Raw genomic sequence first — 17315 nt, forward strand, 5'->3', positions numbered from 1 at the left:
GAAACTATCCTTCACTCCAGTAATGGCGTTCGATAGAGTTGCGGTATTCGATAGGAGTGCAGCCTGAATATTTCTTGAATAGCAGATGAAAATACTGCCTGCTGCTGATCCCCACATAGTCGGCAATCTCCGCTACCGGAATCTCCCCCTGTCCCAGCAGCATCCGGGCCTTCTCTATACGCAGCTGGTTCAGGTAGTCCGTCAGGGTCTGCCCTGTGTGCGTCCGGAAGATGCGGTGCAGATAACCCGGGTGAATATTCACGGAGAGAGCAACCTCCTTAACCTGAATGCTCCGGTCATAATTCTGGTGCAGGAACTCGATGGCCCGCCGCACGTAGAGCTGTGAGGGCTGCTGGCTGGACGGGAGCGACTCCATGCGCAGCCGGGCCAGACGCAGGAGCAGCTCCGCAAAGAGCAGATGCACCATGCTGCTCCCCTTCCGCCCGCGTTGATCCAGCTCCAGCACCAGCGCCTTCAACACATGGAAAACCTCCTCCTGATCGGACAACACCAGACTATCGAACGGATGCCGCAGCAGCTCTGCCAACACCTCCTCCTCCCGGGCCAAGCTGCCAATGGACGGAACTACGCCCCCATATTCGGTAAAAGCAAATTCCACATTTAGCATCCGGCATGAGGAGCCCTCTTCCACAATAAGCCGGTGCGGCACCTCCGCATCCAGCAGAATCATCTCTCCCCGCTTCAGCCGGAAGGGCGTATCGCCGCCCGCTTCATCCCGCACCTCCACTACACAGCTGCCCGAGATAAGATACATGATCTCCGTGGAGTTGTGATGATGGTAAGCCATCGTATAATTGCTCCATTGCTTATAATAGTAAGCCAGAAAGTGCGGGCTATAATCCCGCTCCAGCAATCCCTGCTCAAAAAGACTCCCGTTCATCTCCGCCACACCGCCCGCCTCCCCTCCGCCAGTATCGATAGCACAAGTGTATCGCTTGAGCGCAGGCAGGACAAGAAGCGAGCGAGTTGCCCCCTCGCCAGCAAATTATGTTCGGCTTTCCGCATACATTTCGCCCACGACCCTCTCGCCAGCAAATTATGTTCGGCTTTCCGCATACATTCCGCCTACGCACCCCTTGCCAGCAAATTGTGTTCGGTTTTCCGATTACATTCCGCCACCACGCCCCTCGCCAGCCAATTGTGATCGGTTTTTCGATTACATTCCGCCACCACGCCCTTCGCCAGCCAATTGTGATCGGTTTTTCGATTACATTCCACCACCACGCCCCTCGCCAGCCGATTGTGATCGGTTTTCCACATACATTCCGCCTACATGCCTTCATACCAGTCTGGAGCCTAAATGCCCAGGTTCCCCGGCGCAAAAAAAGAGCAGAAGGCCCGCGCCCTCTGCTCCCCGTTCATTATCCTCAATGAATCTTTGTTAATATTCCATTCACCAGACTATACACCCCGCCGCCCTCTATCTCTTCGGGCTGTCCATTCAGCAGGTAGATGCCGGTCTCTTCGTCAATTCCGTAATTCGGCAGCTCCCCGAGGGTACGTACCGCTGTCCGTAAATGCTCCTCCTCATCCCACTGGGTGAAATGGACGGATAGCAGCAGATCAGGAATCAGATTGAGGCCCTTGCGGTGTTTGAATTGTCTGCTCTCATTATCCTTGGCGGAAATTACACAGCGCTCCGGGCTAATCAAGGCTCCTGCCGAGAAGCCGGTAACCGGCACACCGGACTCATACCGCTGCCGGATCACCTCACCGATAGCGGTATCCACAATGAGGTCGGCATACAGATCCGTATCCCCGCCTCCGATAAAGATCCCGCCGCAAGCCCGCAGACTCTCCATAGCTGTCTCCACCGCTGTGGATTTCAGCGGCAAATAACGGATCTCGGATATCCCCGCGTCAACCAGCGGCTGCATGCAAGCTGCCATATAGTCCGGCCAGTCTTCGCCTTCTTCAAATAATACAGCGACTGGTCCTGCTGCCATCACGCTTACGAACCTCCGTGCCAGTCCACGGGTAAACGGAGGACCGCCGCCGTTCAGAAATAAATGCTTGTCCATGACATCACCTTCAGTATTCAGGATATCCTGCATCTAACCTTATCCATCTTATAGAAAAGCGCAGGTTCCCGCAATACGCTTCCTCGCCCGCTCCCCCTCAGCCTTTTATCCCATCATCCCTGAAAAGAAATCATCGACTGCTTCAGCTGCTCCGCCAGCTCCTCCAGCCTGTGCGACAGGGCGACCAGCTCCCTGCTGACCGTGAATTGCTGTGAGGACATGGACGCCACCTCTTCCGTAGAGGCGCTGGTCTGCTGCACTACCGAGATCACACTCGCCATGGATTGTCCCAGCTGCTGCTGGTATTCGGCCAGCTCGGAGACCGCCGCCGAGGATTGGTTCAGAACTCCGCTGAACACCTCCATCTCGGCCCTTACACTCCCGAAGATGAGCGAGGATTCCCGGACCGAGGCCAGCTGGCTGTGGAACATCGGTGCAGCCTCACTCACAACCTTGACCGTGTTCTCGATATGGCTACTGATCTCCTCGGTAATCCGGGAGACGGAGGCAATCGATTCGCTCGACTGATTGGCCAGCCCTCTGATCTCATTGGCAATGACTATGAAGCCTCTCCCGGCGGCGCCTGCGCGCACGGCTTCAATTGAAGCGTTCAGCGCCAGAATATTCGTCTGCTTGTTCATCGCAATCATCGGGGAGAGAATGCTGCGGATCAGCACCGTGCTATCCCGCAGCATGGCTGAATTCTCCTGAATCAGGTCCATCAGCTTCAGCACATCCTCACTCTGCGATACCAGCTTCTTCATCCGCTCCGCTCCCTGGTCACTGACCTCCATGACCTTCTCAGCGGAAGCGGCCATCACTGCATTCCTTTCTGCTACTTCGCTGGTCTTGCCGCCCATCAGCTCCACCTTGGCATTGCTGCTCTCGGCCTCGGCTGCCAGACTGGCGGCTCCCCCGGCGATTTCGCCGGTAGCAGTTGCGACCTCACTGGCCTGGCCGCTGATCGCGCCGGAAGCGGCAACGAGTTGCTCCGAGGTCACCAGCACTTCAGCAGCCGAGTTGCTGCTCTGCCCGGCCATCCGGGAGATCTGCTCCATCATCCGGTTAAAACTGTGGCCCAGCCGTCCGATCTCATCCCGGCCCTTGAAGCTGGTCCGCACCTGCAGATTGCCCTGCTCGCCCTCTTCCATCAGCCGGGCCAGCTTGCCAAGCGGACGGCCGATCAGCCGCACCAGAACATAGCCAATGATCAGAGCAATCAAGGCTGCAGCCAAGACTACCAGCAAGGTAATATAGAGCAGCCTGTCGGCCGATTTGGTGAAATCGCTCACCGGCGCATAACCCAGCAGCGTCCAGTCCGCTGTACTCAACGGCTGGTAGACTACCAGCTGCGCACTCCCCTGCTCATCCCCGGCTGTGAAGGACCGTTTCCCGCTCTCCCCTTGCCGTGCTCCGGCCGGCTCTTGTCCCTCATTCTCCCGTTTTCCGGTCAGCTCCCGCTCCTCACTCTTCACTGCCCCAGGCAGCTTCTGCTCCTCACCCTTTTGCACTCCCGTCAGCGCCCCGTCCTTTAACGCTCCAGTATGTATGTAAGAAGCCTGCCCGAGCAGTGCATCGTCAGCACTGTATGCAACCCGGCCCGAAGAATCGAGGATGCGGATCTCCCCACCCAGCCCGATATGCAGGTTGGACAGCACATCTGTCAGTGCCTGCCCCTTCACCTCGATCAGCATATAATACTCTGCCGCCGGATTCTGAATATTCCGCAGCAGACGGCCCATCGTCAGGGAGGACTGGCTGTATGCATCGAAGAAGCCTTTGGCCCGGACGGGGAACCATACGGGATTGCCTTTGCCGTTATCGATCTCCTTCATCCGGGCCAGGATGCCTTCATCACTGCGCACTCCGCTAATCCCCGTCGATTTGTAGGATTCGGCGTCCACCATGCTTCTTGCGACCAGCCGGACTCCGAGCAGCCGCTCATCCGATCCTCTGACGGAGTCCAGCTTGCGGCGTATCCGGTCCTCTGCGGCTGACCTTGCAACCGTACCGGCGGACGGGCGATTAACCGTCTCCATATCAGCCTTTAACGCCGGATCTACAGCGAATTGCCTGGAGAGCGCTTCATATTCAGCGAACAGGAAATCGAGCTTGTCCGCCGCCTGGACAATGGACTGTGAGGAGGCTGCTGCCACCTCATCGGTAATGATCCCTTTTGCCGCATAATAGGAGGTTAAGCCCAAAACTGAGGACAACAGGACAATAGTACAGAACAGAATTACGAATAACTTGACGCCAACCGAGCTGAAATTAATGAATCGCCGCCGTTTCATTACACTCTCCCCTTATCATGCAGATTACGATTTCTCCTCCATAAAAGAAAGGTGCAGCCCCTCAGAACTGCTTCAAGGCCGCACCCGTTATTCGTACATACATGGTCTAATTACTATTTTCTATCCCTTGCTTGCCCCCGCCGTCAGGCCGTCCACGAGCAGCCGCTGCAGGAAGGCGAAAAGAATCATAATCGGTACAGAGATCAGTACGGCTCCGGCCGCGAACAGCGTGAAGTTGGAATTCTGCATCGTATTGACCATATCCCACATCCCCACGGCAACCGTCCAGTTCTCCTTGGTCCGCAGAATCAGCTTGGCGAAGATGAAATCCACCCATGGGCCGACAAACAGGGTCAACGCTATATAAGTGATCATCGGACGGGACAACGGCAGAATAATCCGGGTAAAAATCCCGAAGTTGCTCGCCCCGTCAATCCGTGCGGCTTCATCCAGCGAACGCGGAATCGTGTCCAGGAACCCCTTGGCGATCAGCGTTCCTCCGAGCGGCGCTCCGGCCGCATAGACGATAATCAGCGCCAGATGGGTATCCAGCAGGTTGAATTCCTTCAGGAGCAGATAGATGGCAATCATGCTCATGAAGCCCGGGAACATCCCGAGAATCAGCAGTGTGGACATGGTGGTCTTGCGGCTTCTGAACCGGAACCGGGATAAGGCATAGCTGGTCAACAGCGTCAGCACCACCCCGATCAGCATCGAGAACACCGCAATCTTAAGCGTATTCCCATACCAGGTTCCAAACATATAGACCGGTGAGGTGAACAGCTCCTTATAGTGGGCGAGGGTGAATGTCTCGGGAATCAGCGTCTTGCTGTACAGGGATTTACCCGGCCGGAACGAGGCAAGCAGGATCCAGAGTGCCGGATAGATTGCAGCAACCGCCAGTGCAACAAGAACGATATAGCTTAAGCAGAGACGAATAAAATTCGCTGCCTTGCGTCCGATGATCATTGAATCATATCCTCCTCTTGGAACGATTTGGTCCGGCGGTAATTGTACAGGGAGAACCCGGCAACAATGATGAACAGGATAATGCCGATCGCAGACGCCATATTATTCTTGTTCTGATCCAGCGTCAGCTTATATAGCCAGGTAACAAGCAGATCCGTCGAGCCGGCGTACTGGTAGTTCCCGTTCACCGGGTTCCCTCCTGTCAGCAGGAAGATCGCATTGAAGTTGTTGATGTTCCCGGCGAACTGCATAATCAGCGTAGGTGCGGTAGAGAACAGAATCATCGGCAGGGTAACGATACGGAATTTCTGGTAATTAGTCGCGCCGTCCACCTCAGCCGCCTCATACATATCGCGGGGAATCGTAGTCAGCACCCCCATAATCAGCAGCATCGATACCGGAATTCCTACCCACATGTTGACGACAATAACCGTAACCTTGGCCCAGAATGGATCAGTCAGCCAAGGCAGGCCGCCTAGTCCGAAATAGCCGAGATACTGATTGATCGGGCCGAACTGCCCGTTGAACAGGTTGCGCATCAAGAGGAGCGAGATCATCTGCGGAATGGCGTAAGGAATGATCAGGAGCATTCTCCACATGCCTTTGAAGCGTATGCCTTTTTGGCTGATCAGCAGGGCAACCAGCATCCCGCCGAAATAAGTAGTTACAGTCGAAAGAACCGCCCAGATAATGGTCCAGGTAAGTACACCGTAAAAGGTATGGCTCCATGATTTCAGCACCAGCAGATTGCGGAAGGTCTCGAACCCTACCCAGTCTACAAGCTTCGCCGGAGGAATGTGGTTCGGTGCAGCATAGTTGGTAAAGGCCAGCATGATCATAAAGATGATCGGCATAATGGTGAAGAACAGAATGCCCATACCCGGGAGCAGCAGGAAGCTCTGGGCGAATTTATAGTCGAGGATGTAACGTACAGATTGTTTAAATGTATTGGACGGACGGCCGTTTTCGCGTTCTGCTCCGATTTTATAGGCATCCCTAATATTCATGTACCAGATGATCAGGAATAACACAAAGAACAGCAGGGTGATCAGGCTTTCAATCAGAATGACGATGGAATGGTCCCCGGGAACCATTTTGGCAATCCCCTTTACCTTTTCCAGACGGCTTGGAGATTCCCCGAGCGTAGTAATCCCCCAGAAGGCTCTTCCCAGATTGCTAATGAAATAGATAAGTGCCACAGCTTCTACAGCTATGAACATAAGCCCTTTGATGAATTGGCGGTTATATATTTGCCCGAGTCCCATAAAAATGGCCGACAGTATTCCAGCTCTCGCTTTGTGTCGCTGCATTTCCCTTCCGTTCTCCTCTCCGTGCGGAATTCAAGGAAACTGCCCGCCGCAGGCTATGCGGCGGGCAACTCTAATTCCACGGTAAGCTGTTGATTGTGTAGTTACTGGGCAGAAGCCCCGTTGTTCAGGTCTTTAATCTGCTCTACGGCTTTGTCCATGGCTGCCTTCGGATCAGTATTGTTATCCCAGATGGCCGGAAGTGCAGCATTCACCGGGCTCCAGACGTTCCCCATCTCAGGAATCGAAGGCATCGGCTGGGAGTTCTTCGCCTGTTCTGCGAACGCGGATACGAACTCGTCACCCGTAATCTGCGGATCTTTCAGCGCTTCGAGGTTCGTCGGCACGGAGCCGACCAGCTTGTTAAGTGTCAGCTGCGAATCTTTGCCGGAAGCAAAGTGTGCATAGAGTTTAGCCGCATTCGGATACTGAGTGTAGGCGTTGACGGTGAAAATTTTGATCCCGGAGAAGGTAATGGCGGTTTTGCCGTCAATAGTAGGAACCGGAGCAATTCCGAGGTTGTCGCCCAGCGCTTCTTTATATCCCGCAAGCTCCCAAGGTCCTGTAATATCCATGGCGACATCCCCGCTGTTGAACAGGCTGCGCTTGATGTCCGGGTTGATGTCACCGCTCTTGATCGGCAGGACTTCCTTCAGCTTGGCAAATTCAGTCAGGCCTTTGATCGCACCTTCATTGTTCAGGCCGATATCGTCCTTGTCGGTACCGTCTTTGCCGAACAGGTAACCTCCGGTAGTGGCGATGAACGGATAGTTGAAGTACATGTTGCCTACTTCCCACATAATGCCGTAACGGTTCTTGGCTTTATCCGTGAACGTTTTGCTGAAGGCAATGACGTCATCGAAGGATTTGGGAGCTTCTTTGACCAGAGACTTGTTGTAGAACAGCGCATAGGTCTCCGCCGCTCTCGGATAGCCGTACAGCTCGCCGTCATAGGAAGAACCCACGATGGAAGCCTCAGTGTTCTCCGCCTTGGTCTGTTCTGCAAAAATATCATTAGGGAGCAGCAGACTCGCGCTTGCCGCCTTGCCGAGATTATCATGAGGAATGATGATGACGTCCGCAGCCAGGCCGGAAGGGCCATCCTGGGTGAGCTTGCCAACCTGATCCGGCGGGGCTACCTCTTCAATTTTGACCGGAACGTTATACTTGGCAGTGAACTGCTTCGCAACTTCTTCAGCGAACTGTCTTTCTTCCTTACTCTCCCAGATCACAAGTGAAGCGCCCTCTTCCGGGACGATCTCACCTGCTGCCGGTGCGTTGTCACTGCCTGCCCCCGCATTATCGGTAGCTGCTGCATTATCCGCAGGAGCATTAGTCGCTGCCGCATTTCCTCCGGCATTGTTGTTTGAGCCGCACGCCGTAATTGACATTGCCATCGAGCACGCTGCGGTGAGAACCATAAGTTTTTTGAGATTCATTCCTTTTAACCCCTCCTGTGTGTGTATATCACTTGATTTGACGATGATGCTTCTTTGACTTAACGATGATGCTCCCTAACTTTGCGCAAACGATTTCAGAGGATTCAAAAAAAATTCTGCTTTCTCCAATTGCCTCTTCCGAATACGTTATACCCGGTTTAGAAAGCGCTTCATTCCTGAATCCATAATACATCAGCTAACTCGCAGTTGTAAAAACGTTTGCACATAGTAAATTCAATAGAATTCAGCCTTTTATTATGGATAATGTTACCTTTACTCTTTTTATCGCATGATTTCTTTAAATAACTTGGATATACTTCGGTTTAAAAATTCTTTTCTGCATTTTTTGTCGTATTTAGACGAATATTGTTGTATAATTGCTAAATATTATCAATTTACAGACTTTGGAAATCGGTTTCCCCTTCCTAAAACTTTGTGCAACTGTTTGTACAAACCTCTTGAACCTCATTTTGTTCCGTGCTATAATCCAAACCATCATGAAACACCTCATTCTTCACCAATCTAAAGGCACTGTCCCTTCTCGGGTACAACCTCGGCGTAATCTAACCGGCGGTTGTGCCTTTTTGTTGTGTGCAGAATCGGGTGTGGAATCTAGCTAGATAAGATGCACCTAAGAATTGAACTTGAAGCATCGACGTCGCTGCGGTGAACATTTGGCCCTCCGGCCGCTGTTGTATTTGGATTTCCTTATTAGAACCGCTCCCGCGGTAGAAATCCAAATACAAAGGCGTACGCTACCGCTCCTCCAGTTCCAAATTTCCCCTCCGCTTCTTTTTGCTTTTTGTTAATGTCTCTAGTGCTTCTTATCCAATCCAAATTTGGGAGGAATTAATATGTTATTAGAAGCCGTGTATCATCGTCCCCGTCTGAACTGGTCGTATGCCTATGATCACAACACCATACACCTGCGGCTGCGTGCCAAGAAGGGGGATCTGACCGAGGTCTTCGCCTGGGCGGGTGATAAATATGCCTGGGACACCACCAAGGAATTGATCCCGATGACCCTGTTCACTTCCGATGCAATGTTCGATTACTGGGAATGCGAATCGGTTCCGCTCTACCGCAGGCTGAAATATGGCTTCCTGCTGCAGCAGGGCCAAGAACGGATCTGGATGACAGAGAGTGATTTCCAGAAGGAGCGTCCCGCGAACCCCAACCGGCTGTTTGAATTCCCCTACATAAGCCGCGGTGATGTCTTCACGCCTCCGGCCTGGGTCAAGGATGCGGTGTTTTATCAGATTTTCCCGGAACGGTTCGCTAACGGCAATCCCGGCATAAGCCCTGCTAATGTGGAGCCTTGGGGCGGAACCCCCCGGCCGGATAATTTCTTCGGCGGAGATCTGCAGGGTGTCATAGATCATCTCGACCATCTGACGGAGCTGGGCATTACGGGCATTTATTTCACACCGGTCTTCACTGCCACCACCAATCACAAATATGACACGGAGGACTATATGCAGGTCGATCCGCATTTCGGTGATGTGGACACGCTGAAAAGATTGGTCGATGCTTGTCATGAGCGCGGCATCCGTGTGCTGCTGGACGCGGTCTTCAACCATGCGGGCCGTACCTTCGCCCCGTTCGTGGATGTACTGGAGAAGGGCGAGGATTCGGAGTATAAGAACTGGTTCCATATCAGGGAATATCCGCTCCAGGTCGTGAACAACATTCCAACCTACGATGCCTTCGCCTTCGAGCCGCTGATGCCGAAGCTGAACACAGAGCATCCTGAGGTGAAGGAGTATCTGCTGAAGGTCGCCGAGTATTGGATCAAGGAGGTGGGCATCGACGGCTGGCGTCTGGATGTGGCCAACGAGGTGGATCACGAATTCTGGCGTGATTTCCGCAAAGTCGTGAAGCGTGCCAATCCCGAAGCTTACATTCTGGGCGAGATCTGGCATGAATCAGCCCCTTGGCTGGAAGGCGACAAATTCGATGCCGTCATGAACTACCCGTTCACAGATGCAGTGCTTGACTTCTTCGTCTACGGAACGCTGGATGCGGAAGGCTTCGCCCATTCGATCGGCAGACAGCTGTCCCGGTATCCGCTCCAGGCCAGTGAGGTCGCCTTCAATCTGCTGGACAGCCATGATACTGCGCGTCTGCTGACTGTAGCCGAGGGCGATAAGAACGTCATGAAGCTGGCTGCGCTCTTCCAGTTCACCTTCATGGGCACGCCCTGCATTTACTACGGGGACGAGATCGGAATGGATGGCGGAGGGGACCCGGACTGCCGTAAATGTATGGAGTGGGACCCGGAGCGGCAGGACCGCGATTTGTTTAACTTTTACCGTAAGCTGATTGAGATCCGCGGCAGCCATCCGGCACTGCGCACCGGACGCTTCACCTTCCTTGAAGCCGGAGCCGGGGGCAGCAAGCTGGCCTACGAGCGCAGTCTGGACGATGATCTGATCATCGTACTGATCAATACGGAGGAGACGGTGCAGACCTTCCGGCTGGACGTTCAGGAACGCAATTGGGAGAACCTGTGGACCGGCGAAGCGCTCCATGCCGAACGCGGCAAGCTGTCATTGAGGCTGCCTGCATACGGCTTCGCTGTGCTTCAGGCCAATATGTCCTAAACTCTGATCGCTTTCTTATGGGCTGATTCAGAACATTTTAGCGCAAACGTTTGTAGAATGAGACAGAGCTACTACTTTAGTACAGGACACAATAGAATCAATTCTGTTGTGTCCTTTGTATTATGAGTATTCATAGGTGTTTGTTGAAATTTTTGAACCTGCTCATCTTCCGGAAAAGTAATGTTCAACTGCTTACTTTTTAGAGATTGATAAGCCAAACTCTACTCTATTTGCACTAATTTTGCACAAAATCCCCTTGTTCATTGCACAGATTTGCATACCCCTCTGCTCCACTTCCAGATTCACAATAGCTTAAGCCGTATCGCTGTGTAGTGCTCAGAACGTAGAAGCCACGGGGATTACGCCCTATGCGAGGTTTCACTATTTACAATCATCCCCACTTCGATTAATATTACTGTGTAAAGCAAACGGTTCCATTAGGAGGTTTCTATGACAGTTACCATTAAGGACGTTGCCAAGAAAGCGGGGGTCTCACCCTCCACGGTGTCCCGGGTGTTGTCAGGCCATCCCAGAATCAGCTTAGAAACTTCCCGTAAGGTCAAAGTGATTATGGAAGAAATGGGCTACACCCCGAATATGATGGCCAAAAGTCTGGTATCCAAGACCACTAACAGCATCTGCATCATTCTTCCGAAACCGGCTGAAGAGCTGTTCTCCAATTTGTTTTTTATGGAATTAATCCGCGGGATCGTCACTCAGTCCAGCCGTTCCGGCTATGATGTGCTGATCAGCTCCGGAGCAAACGAGAAGGAGGAGCTTGAAGCTGTCTCCCGTCTGCTCAAGGGACGCCGCGTGGACGGCGTTATTTTGCTGTATTCCCGAAAAGACGATGCGGTGATCGATTTCCTGCAGTCGGGCGGTTATCCCTTTGTCCTGGTGGGACGGAGCGACCGCTACGAGGATATTCTGTCAGTGGACAATGATAATATCATGGCCGCCTATGATGCGACGAATCATCTTATCTCCATGGGGCATGAACGCATTGGCTTCGTCAGCGGGCCGCCGAACCTCATCGTCTCGCGCGACCGGCTGGAGGGTTACCGCAAGGCCATGCAGGGCAAGGGTCTGGAAATGAAGGATGAATGGATCGTTGAAGGCGAATTCCTGCAGGACAGCGGCTATAGGGCAATGTCCTTCTTCATGAATCTTCCGAACCGTCCGACAGCGCTTGTCGCGGTGGATGATATGGTCTCATTCGGGGTACTCCGCGGATTGAACGAGCTGAAGTACAAGGTCCCTGAGGATCTGGCGATTGTCAGCTTCAACAATATCCCGCTTTCCGAGCTGTCCAGTCCTCCGATCAGCAGCATTGATATCGGGATTTATCATCTTGGCTATACGGCCTCTCAGGTGTTGATCCAGAACATTCAGAAGCCGGATAATCAGGACGGATATACGAATCGTTTTGTCATTCCCCACCGTCTAATTGTACGGGAGTCCTCTATGCATACTCCGGGAAATTAAGGCATGTACAAGAAAATGAATGAAGCAGAGTTACGCTTCATTTATTTTTTGGAACTTTGTACAAACGTTTGCGCTAAAGTTCAGAATGTTGCTGGTAGGGGGATTCCCGCCTGCGGCTACTGGCGGTGAGGCTGGGGCTGATACACACTTTTTTAGTTTTCACTGTTCGCCCCTCGTGTGAATAGGAATTGTTGCACATTTTGCAGGAATTCCACCAGCAGGGCACGATTCGCAGAGAAATGTTGCATATTTTGCAGGATTCTTGCCCAGTTGGCGCGATAACCACATCTAATTGTTAACTAATCATATTAGGAGGTTCAACATGTCAGATATCAAAGCCTGCCTGTTCGATCTGGACGGTGTTCTCGTGGACACTGCCCGGTATCACTATATTGCCTGGAGGGAGCTGGCCGAAGAGCTTGGATTTGTCTTCACAGAGCAGGATAATGAGCGGCTCAAGGGCGTCAGCCGGGCCGCTTCGCTGAATATTCTGCTGGAGATCGGCGGCATCACACTTGGTGAAGACGAGAAAGCCCGGCTGGCCGAGCAGAAGAATAACCGCTATGTCGAGTATATCGCCAAGATGGACAGCTCGGAGATTCTGCCCGGCGCCCTGGACTTTCTGCAGGAATGCCGGACCTCCGGCATCAAGGTAGCCCTCGGCTCCGCCAGCAAGAACGCCATGACCATCCTGAACAATACCGGCCTGACCCCATACTTCGATGCCATCATCGACGGCACGCATACCAGCGCGGCCAAGCCTGACCCGGAGGTCTTCCTGCTGGGCGCGAAGGCTCTGGACACCGTTCCCGCACACTGCGTCGTCTTCGAGGATGCCGCTGCCGGTATCCTGGCCGCTTCCCGTGCCGGTATGCGCAGCGTGGGCATAGGCTCACCCGAGACGCTAGGCGAAGCAACACTAGTTGTCCCTTCCCTGCAACAGCTTACTGTTGCCACGCTGAAGGAATCTTTTGCCACTGTATGACGAATAGTAACAGAGCCTGAGCCTAGCCGTGAGCCCTTCCGCTCAAGCGGCATCTCTAGTCCGCCGGACAGCCTAACTGTACTTTGTACAACTATATTGCCAATTTATCCCCCGGTTATCGGCTTAGTTGTACTTTGTACAATTATGCTATCCCTTTTAAGCTGATATGACCATTTAGGGCAAATTTAGTTGTACAGACTACAGTTATACGACTCAAGTCCCTCTAATCGCAACTTTTTAATGCACAGAATACAACTAACTCTAAGTCTGAACCTCTGAGCTTCGCTCATGGTGCAGAAAACATCAATTACTCCCTGCACTCATGAGTTGAGGTCATCATTTCACATCATTAGTTCAGTTGATAAGTTAATCATCCATCTCAGATCATCAGTCAGATCGGATGCTGTACTTGCATCTTCTACCCTACCATCAGTAAAAGAACTGAAGGTAGTTATTAAATTCATGGGGATGAAGCTGCGGAGTGAAAGTTTGGAGCTGTAGGAGCGTTAGCGACCGCCTGAAAGCTTTCCGTAGGAAAGCTCGCATCGGAAGCATATGCTTGAATCAGATTTCATCCGCTGAGAACCCCTTCAATAAAGAAATCTGATTATAACAGCGGCCGGAAGCCCAAATTTTTCGCGCAGTGGCGATGTAGTCACCATAATTTTATTACGAGGTTCAGTTCATTTCATATCCCCCTTAAAGGAGCCAAAATCATGAAACAATACTTAACAATCAACGAATGGTCCATTATCGAAGAGTCCTTTGATCCGCAGACCCAGGAAATATCCGAAAGCGTATTTAGTATCGGGAACGGATACATGGGCGGCAGAGCCAACTTCGAGGAGCAGTACAGCGGACCCAGCCTGCAAGGCAGCTATATGGCCGGGGTCTATTACCCTGACAAGACTCGGGTCGGCTGGTGGAAGAACGGGTACCCGGAGTATTTTGCCAAAGTGCTGAACAGCACCAACTGGATCGGAATTAACATCGGGCTGGACGGGACCCCGCTGGATCTGGCCAACTGTACGGTCAGCGAGTTCCGCCGGGTACTCAATATGAAGGAAGGCACGCTCTCACGCAGCTTCACCGCAACCACCCAAGACGGCAAAGAAGTGAAGGTTGAGAGCATCCGCATCGTCAGCATGGTCCGTCAGGAGATCGGGGCGATCCGCTATTCGCTCACTCCGCTCAATTTTGCAGGGAATATTACCGTAACCCCCTACCTGGACGGCGATATCAAGAACAAGGACTCCAACTATGACGAGAAGTTCTGGAACGAAGTGGAGAAGAAGGCCGGACCAGAAGGCGGACATTTGACCCTGAAGACCAAAAAGCTTGATTTCCATGTCACCTCCGCCTTCGTCTTCGACATTCTGCTGAATGGGGAGCCGGTTGCGGCCGAAGCAGAGGTGTTGGAGCAGGACAAATATGTGGGCAGTACAGTGAATGTTCCGGTACAATCCGGCGATCAGCTGGTTATTTATAAGTATGCTGCGAATGTGACCTCCCGCAATTACGGGCTGGGACAGCTCGTGGATGCCGCATCGGCTGCACTTCAGAGTGCCCAGGAAGCTGGATTCGTGGCGCTACTCACGGAGCAGGCAACGGCTTGGGGCGACAAGTGGAAAGAGAGCGACATTATTATCGAGGGTGATGTGTCGGCGCAGCAGGCGATCCGGTTCAATATTTTTCAGCTGAATCAGACGTATACGGGCGAGGATGACCGGCTCAACATCGGACCGAAGGGCTTCACCGGGGAAAAATACGGCGGCAGCACCTACTGGGATACGGAAGCTTATTGTGTGCCGTTCTATCTCAGTACCGCCGACTCCGCGATTGCCCGCAATCTGCTGATCTACCGCTACAAGCACCTGGAGAAGGCCAAGGAGAACGCCCGTAAGCTCGGCTACCGCAAAGGCGCGCTCTACCCGATGGTCACGATGAACGGTGAGGAGTGCCACAACGAGTGGGAGATTACATTCGAGGAGATTCACCGCAACGGCGCGATTGCCTACGCCATCTATAACTATGTGAATTATACCGGCGACAAGGCTTACCTGGGCCAATACGGCCTGGAAGTGCTGGTGGAGATTGCGCGCTTCTGGGAGGAGCGTGTGAACTATGTGGCGCATAAGGACAAATACGTGATGCTGGGCGTCACCGGCCCGAATGAATACGAGAATAACGTCAATAACAACTGGTACACGAACCGGATGGCCGCCTGGACGATGGAATACACGCTTGAGGCTCTGGCCTATGTGCAAGAGAATGAGGGTTCGCGTTACGCTGAGCTGGCCGACAAGCTGGAGCTGCTGGAGAGCGAAACGGCCAAGTGGAGTGAGATTATCGCCAAAATGTACTATCCGGCTGACGAGGAACGCGGAATCTTTCTCCAGCAGGACGGCTTTCTTGACAAGGAGATCATCCAGGTCAAGGATGTGTTGCCGGAAAACCTGCCGCTGAACCAGAAATGGTCATGGGACCGGATTCTACGCTCCTGCTTTATCAAGCAGGCGGATGTGCTGCAGGGACTCTATTTCCTGGGCGACCGCTACGATCTGGAGACCAAGAAGCGCAACTTCGACTTTTACGAGCCGATTACCGTGCATGAGTCCTCCCTCTCCCCTTGCATCCATTCCATTCTGGCCAGTGAGCTGGGCTACAAGGAGAAGGCGTATGAGATGTACCTGCGGACCTCACGCCTGGATCTCGACAATTACAATAACGATACGGAGGACGGCTGCCATACCACCAGCATGGCGGGTACATGGATGTCCGTTGTTCATGGCTTCGGCGGACTTCGCGTGCTGAACGACCGGCTGGTTCTGAACCCGTCCAATCCGGGACACTGGACCTCCTATTCGTTCAAAATTATGTTCCGCGGCTCCCGGCTAAAAGTGACCGTGACCGATGCACAGGTTACCGTCAGCAACGAAACCGAGGTTCCAGCCTCCCTCACCATTCACGGCAAGGAGTATATGGTGAACGGACTAGGCACTGTCAGTGCCGGGGGCGCTTCTGTCACGGTGTAAGCTTATCAGCCCCGAAGATGTATGGCTTCTTCGGGGCTTTTTTTAATAAGAGCTCCACTAATTCTGCCAAATCATCAATAACTGCATCCGCTTCGGCCACTGTGACAAACTGTTGATTCCGTTTCCAGACGGCCTTCATTCCCGCTTCGCGGCTTGCCCGAATATCGTTATCCGGATGATCGCCAACAAAAAGAGCATTGCCCGCGTCTACACCTAATCTTGTTAATGCACGATGAAAGATGGCCGGATCTGGTTTACGGAGTCCCTCCCATTCGGAGATAAGCACCTCATCGAATAAATGCCCGATGTTCAATGCCTTGAAATTATCGTATTGAAATTGACCATAACCGTTCGAGATTAACGCAATCTTCAGATCATGATTCTTCAGTTCAGTAAGCATACTTAATAAATTCGGGAAACCTGTACAGTGTTGCTGGAAGTTGTATAAGTAATCATCCAATAGCAAGTTCCAGTCCAGCTTCGAAATAGAGAACTCTTGTAAGATCTGTTGATATACTTTGTCCTTCCACAGGTAACCGTGATTATCAAGCTCGATAAAGCGCTGAACAAACAGATCGTGATCAATGGTCTGAAGCTCCGGGTAACGCCGGTATTGATCTTGTACGAACTTTAACAGGGATGTATCCCGGTCTAGCAATGTCCCATCCAAATCAAAAAGAACCGCTTGAATTGTCAATCCAATCCCTCCATTCCCTTGCAACCTATAAACCTAATATACCATGGTAATGGAGCTACATTTATGAAAAGAACCTTTTGGAAAGAAGCCGTAGTCTACCAGATCTGCCCGCGCTACACCGAGATTAATGGGGAGCAGGCACCGGCTGATGCGGACTCGGTATTTTATTATTATCAAGAATTGATTCGTCTGCGTAAGCAGCATCCCATTATGGTCTATGCCGATTATGAGCTGCTGCTGCCGGAGCATGAATATATCTATGCCTATACCCGCACCCTGGAAGGTGAAAAGTGACTAATCCTAGAGCCTGCCGGATCGGATAGTCTAACGAATGCTGACAAACCCCTTCAAGTATGACATCATAGGTGGATAGGACGCAGGCAGAACCCTGTCATGAATGAGCAGAGAATAACAGGAACATCTGTGCGGTGGTATGATAGGATGATTTCAGAAGGAGAT

Annotated in this window: 13 protein-coding genes; 5 read left to right on the forward strand and 8 right to left on the reverse strand. The window is 52.4% G+C overall.

Annotated elements, in window-relative coordinates; translation table 11 throughout:
• Positions 1–4: 4 nt before the first annotated feature.
• The 7 genes from J2Z70_RS11485 to J2Z70_RS11515 all read right to left on the reverse strand — a co-directional run bounded on the left by J2Z70_RS11485 (position 5) and on the right by J2Z70_RS11515 (position 8051).
• Complete coding sequence (locus J2Z70_RS11485; RefSeq protein WP_209873026.1) at positions 5–901, reverse strand: AraC family transcriptional regulator; 897 nt, start codon at positions 899–901, stop codon at positions 5–7.
• A 185-nt stretch (positions 902–1086) separates the two neighbouring features.
• Entirely contained in the window at positions 1087–1281 is a 195-nt protein-coding gene (locus J2Z70_RS11490; RefSeq protein WP_209872823.1) for a hypothetical protein, read from the reverse strand.
• Between the two features lie 107 nt (positions 1282–1388).
• Positions 1389–2042, reverse strand: coding sequence for a Type 1 glutamine amidotransferase-like domain-containing protein (locus tag J2Z70_RS11495; protein WP_209872826.1), 654 nt, complete (start codon positions 2040–2042; stop codon positions 1389–1391).
• Positions 2043–2155: 113 nt separating this feature from the next.
• Positions 2156–4336 carry a methyl-accepting chemotaxis protein gene (locus J2Z70_RS11500; protein ID WP_209872829.1) on the reverse strand — a complete coding sequence of 727 codons (2181 nt, stop codon included), beginning with the start codon at positions 4334–4336 and terminating at the stop codon, positions 2156–2158.
• 120 nt (positions 4337–4456) lie between these two features.
• Positions 4457–5305 (reverse strand): sugar ABC transporter permease, encoded by an 849-nt coding sequence (locus J2Z70_RS11505; protein ID WP_209872832.1) that lies wholly within the window; start codon positions 5303–5305, stop codon positions 4457–4459.
• A complete protein-coding gene (locus J2Z70_RS11510; protein ID WP_209872835.1) occupies positions 5302–6615 on the reverse strand; it encodes a sugar ABC transporter permease in 1314 nt (437 codons plus the stop codon). The genes J2Z70_RS11505 and J2Z70_RS11510 overlap by 4 nt, the downstream gene beginning before the upstream one ends.
• 101 nt (positions 6616–6716) lie before the next feature.
• Positions 6717–8051 (reverse strand): sugar ABC transporter substrate-binding protein, encoded by a 1335-nt coding sequence (locus J2Z70_RS11515; RefSeq protein ID WP_036721401.1) that lies wholly within the window; start codon positions 8049–8051, stop codon positions 6717–6719.
• An 854-nt stretch (positions 8052–8905) separates the two neighbouring features.
• Here J2Z70_RS11515 and J2Z70_RS11520 point away from each other — a divergent pair.
• The 4 genes from J2Z70_RS11520 to J2Z70_RS11535 all read left to right on the forward strand — a co-directional run bounded on the left by J2Z70_RS11520 (position 8906) and on the right by J2Z70_RS11535 (position 16159).
• On the forward strand, positions 8906–10654 hold the full coding sequence (locus tag J2Z70_RS11520) for an alpha-glycosidase (RefSeq protein ID WP_209872838.1): 1749 nt from the start codon (positions 8906–8908) through the stop codon (positions 10652–10654).
• Between the two features lie 450 nt (positions 10655–11104).
• Positions 11105–12139: a LacI family DNA-binding transcriptional regulator gene (locus J2Z70_RS11525; protein ID WP_036721398.1), complete on the forward strand. Its 1035-nt coding sequence runs from the start codon at positions 11105–11107 to the stop codon at positions 12137–12139.
• A 322-nt stretch (positions 12140–12461) separates the two neighbouring features.
• Complete coding sequence (pgmB, locus tag J2Z70_RS11530) at positions 12462–13124, forward strand: beta-phosphoglucomutase (RefSeq protein WP_209872841.1); 663 nt, start codon at positions 12462–12464, stop codon at positions 13122–13124.
• Positions 13125–13840: 716 nt separating this feature from the next.
• Entirely contained in the window at positions 13841–16159 is a 2319-nt protein-coding gene (locus J2Z70_RS11535; RefSeq protein ID WP_209872843.1) for a glycoside hydrolase family 65 protein, read from the forward strand.
• Here J2Z70_RS11535 and J2Z70_RS11540 read toward each other — a convergent pair.
• On the reverse strand, positions 16149–16856 hold the full coding sequence (locus J2Z70_RS11540; RefSeq protein ID WP_209872846.1) for an HAD family hydrolase: 708 nt from the start codon (positions 16854–16856) through the stop codon (positions 16149–16151). The two genes, J2Z70_RS11535 and J2Z70_RS11540, sit on opposite strands and share 11 nt — an antisense overlap.
• A gap of 63 nt (positions 16857–16919) precedes the next feature.
• Between J2Z70_RS11540 and J2Z70_RS11545 the strand changes: the two genes are divergently transcribed.
• Complete coding sequence (locus J2Z70_RS11545; RefSeq protein ID WP_209872848.1) at positions 16920–17150, forward strand: alpha-amylase family glycosyl hydrolase; 231 nt, start codon at positions 16920–16922, stop codon at positions 17148–17150.
• The last annotated feature ends 165 nt before the right edge of the window (positions 17151–17315 follow it).

The organism is Paenibacillus silagei (assembly GCF_017874735.1).
In the GTDB taxonomy this organism is placed as follows: domain Bacteria; phylum Bacillota; class Bacilli; order Paenibacillales; family Paenibacillaceae; genus Paenibacillus_AQ; species Paenibacillus_AQ silagei.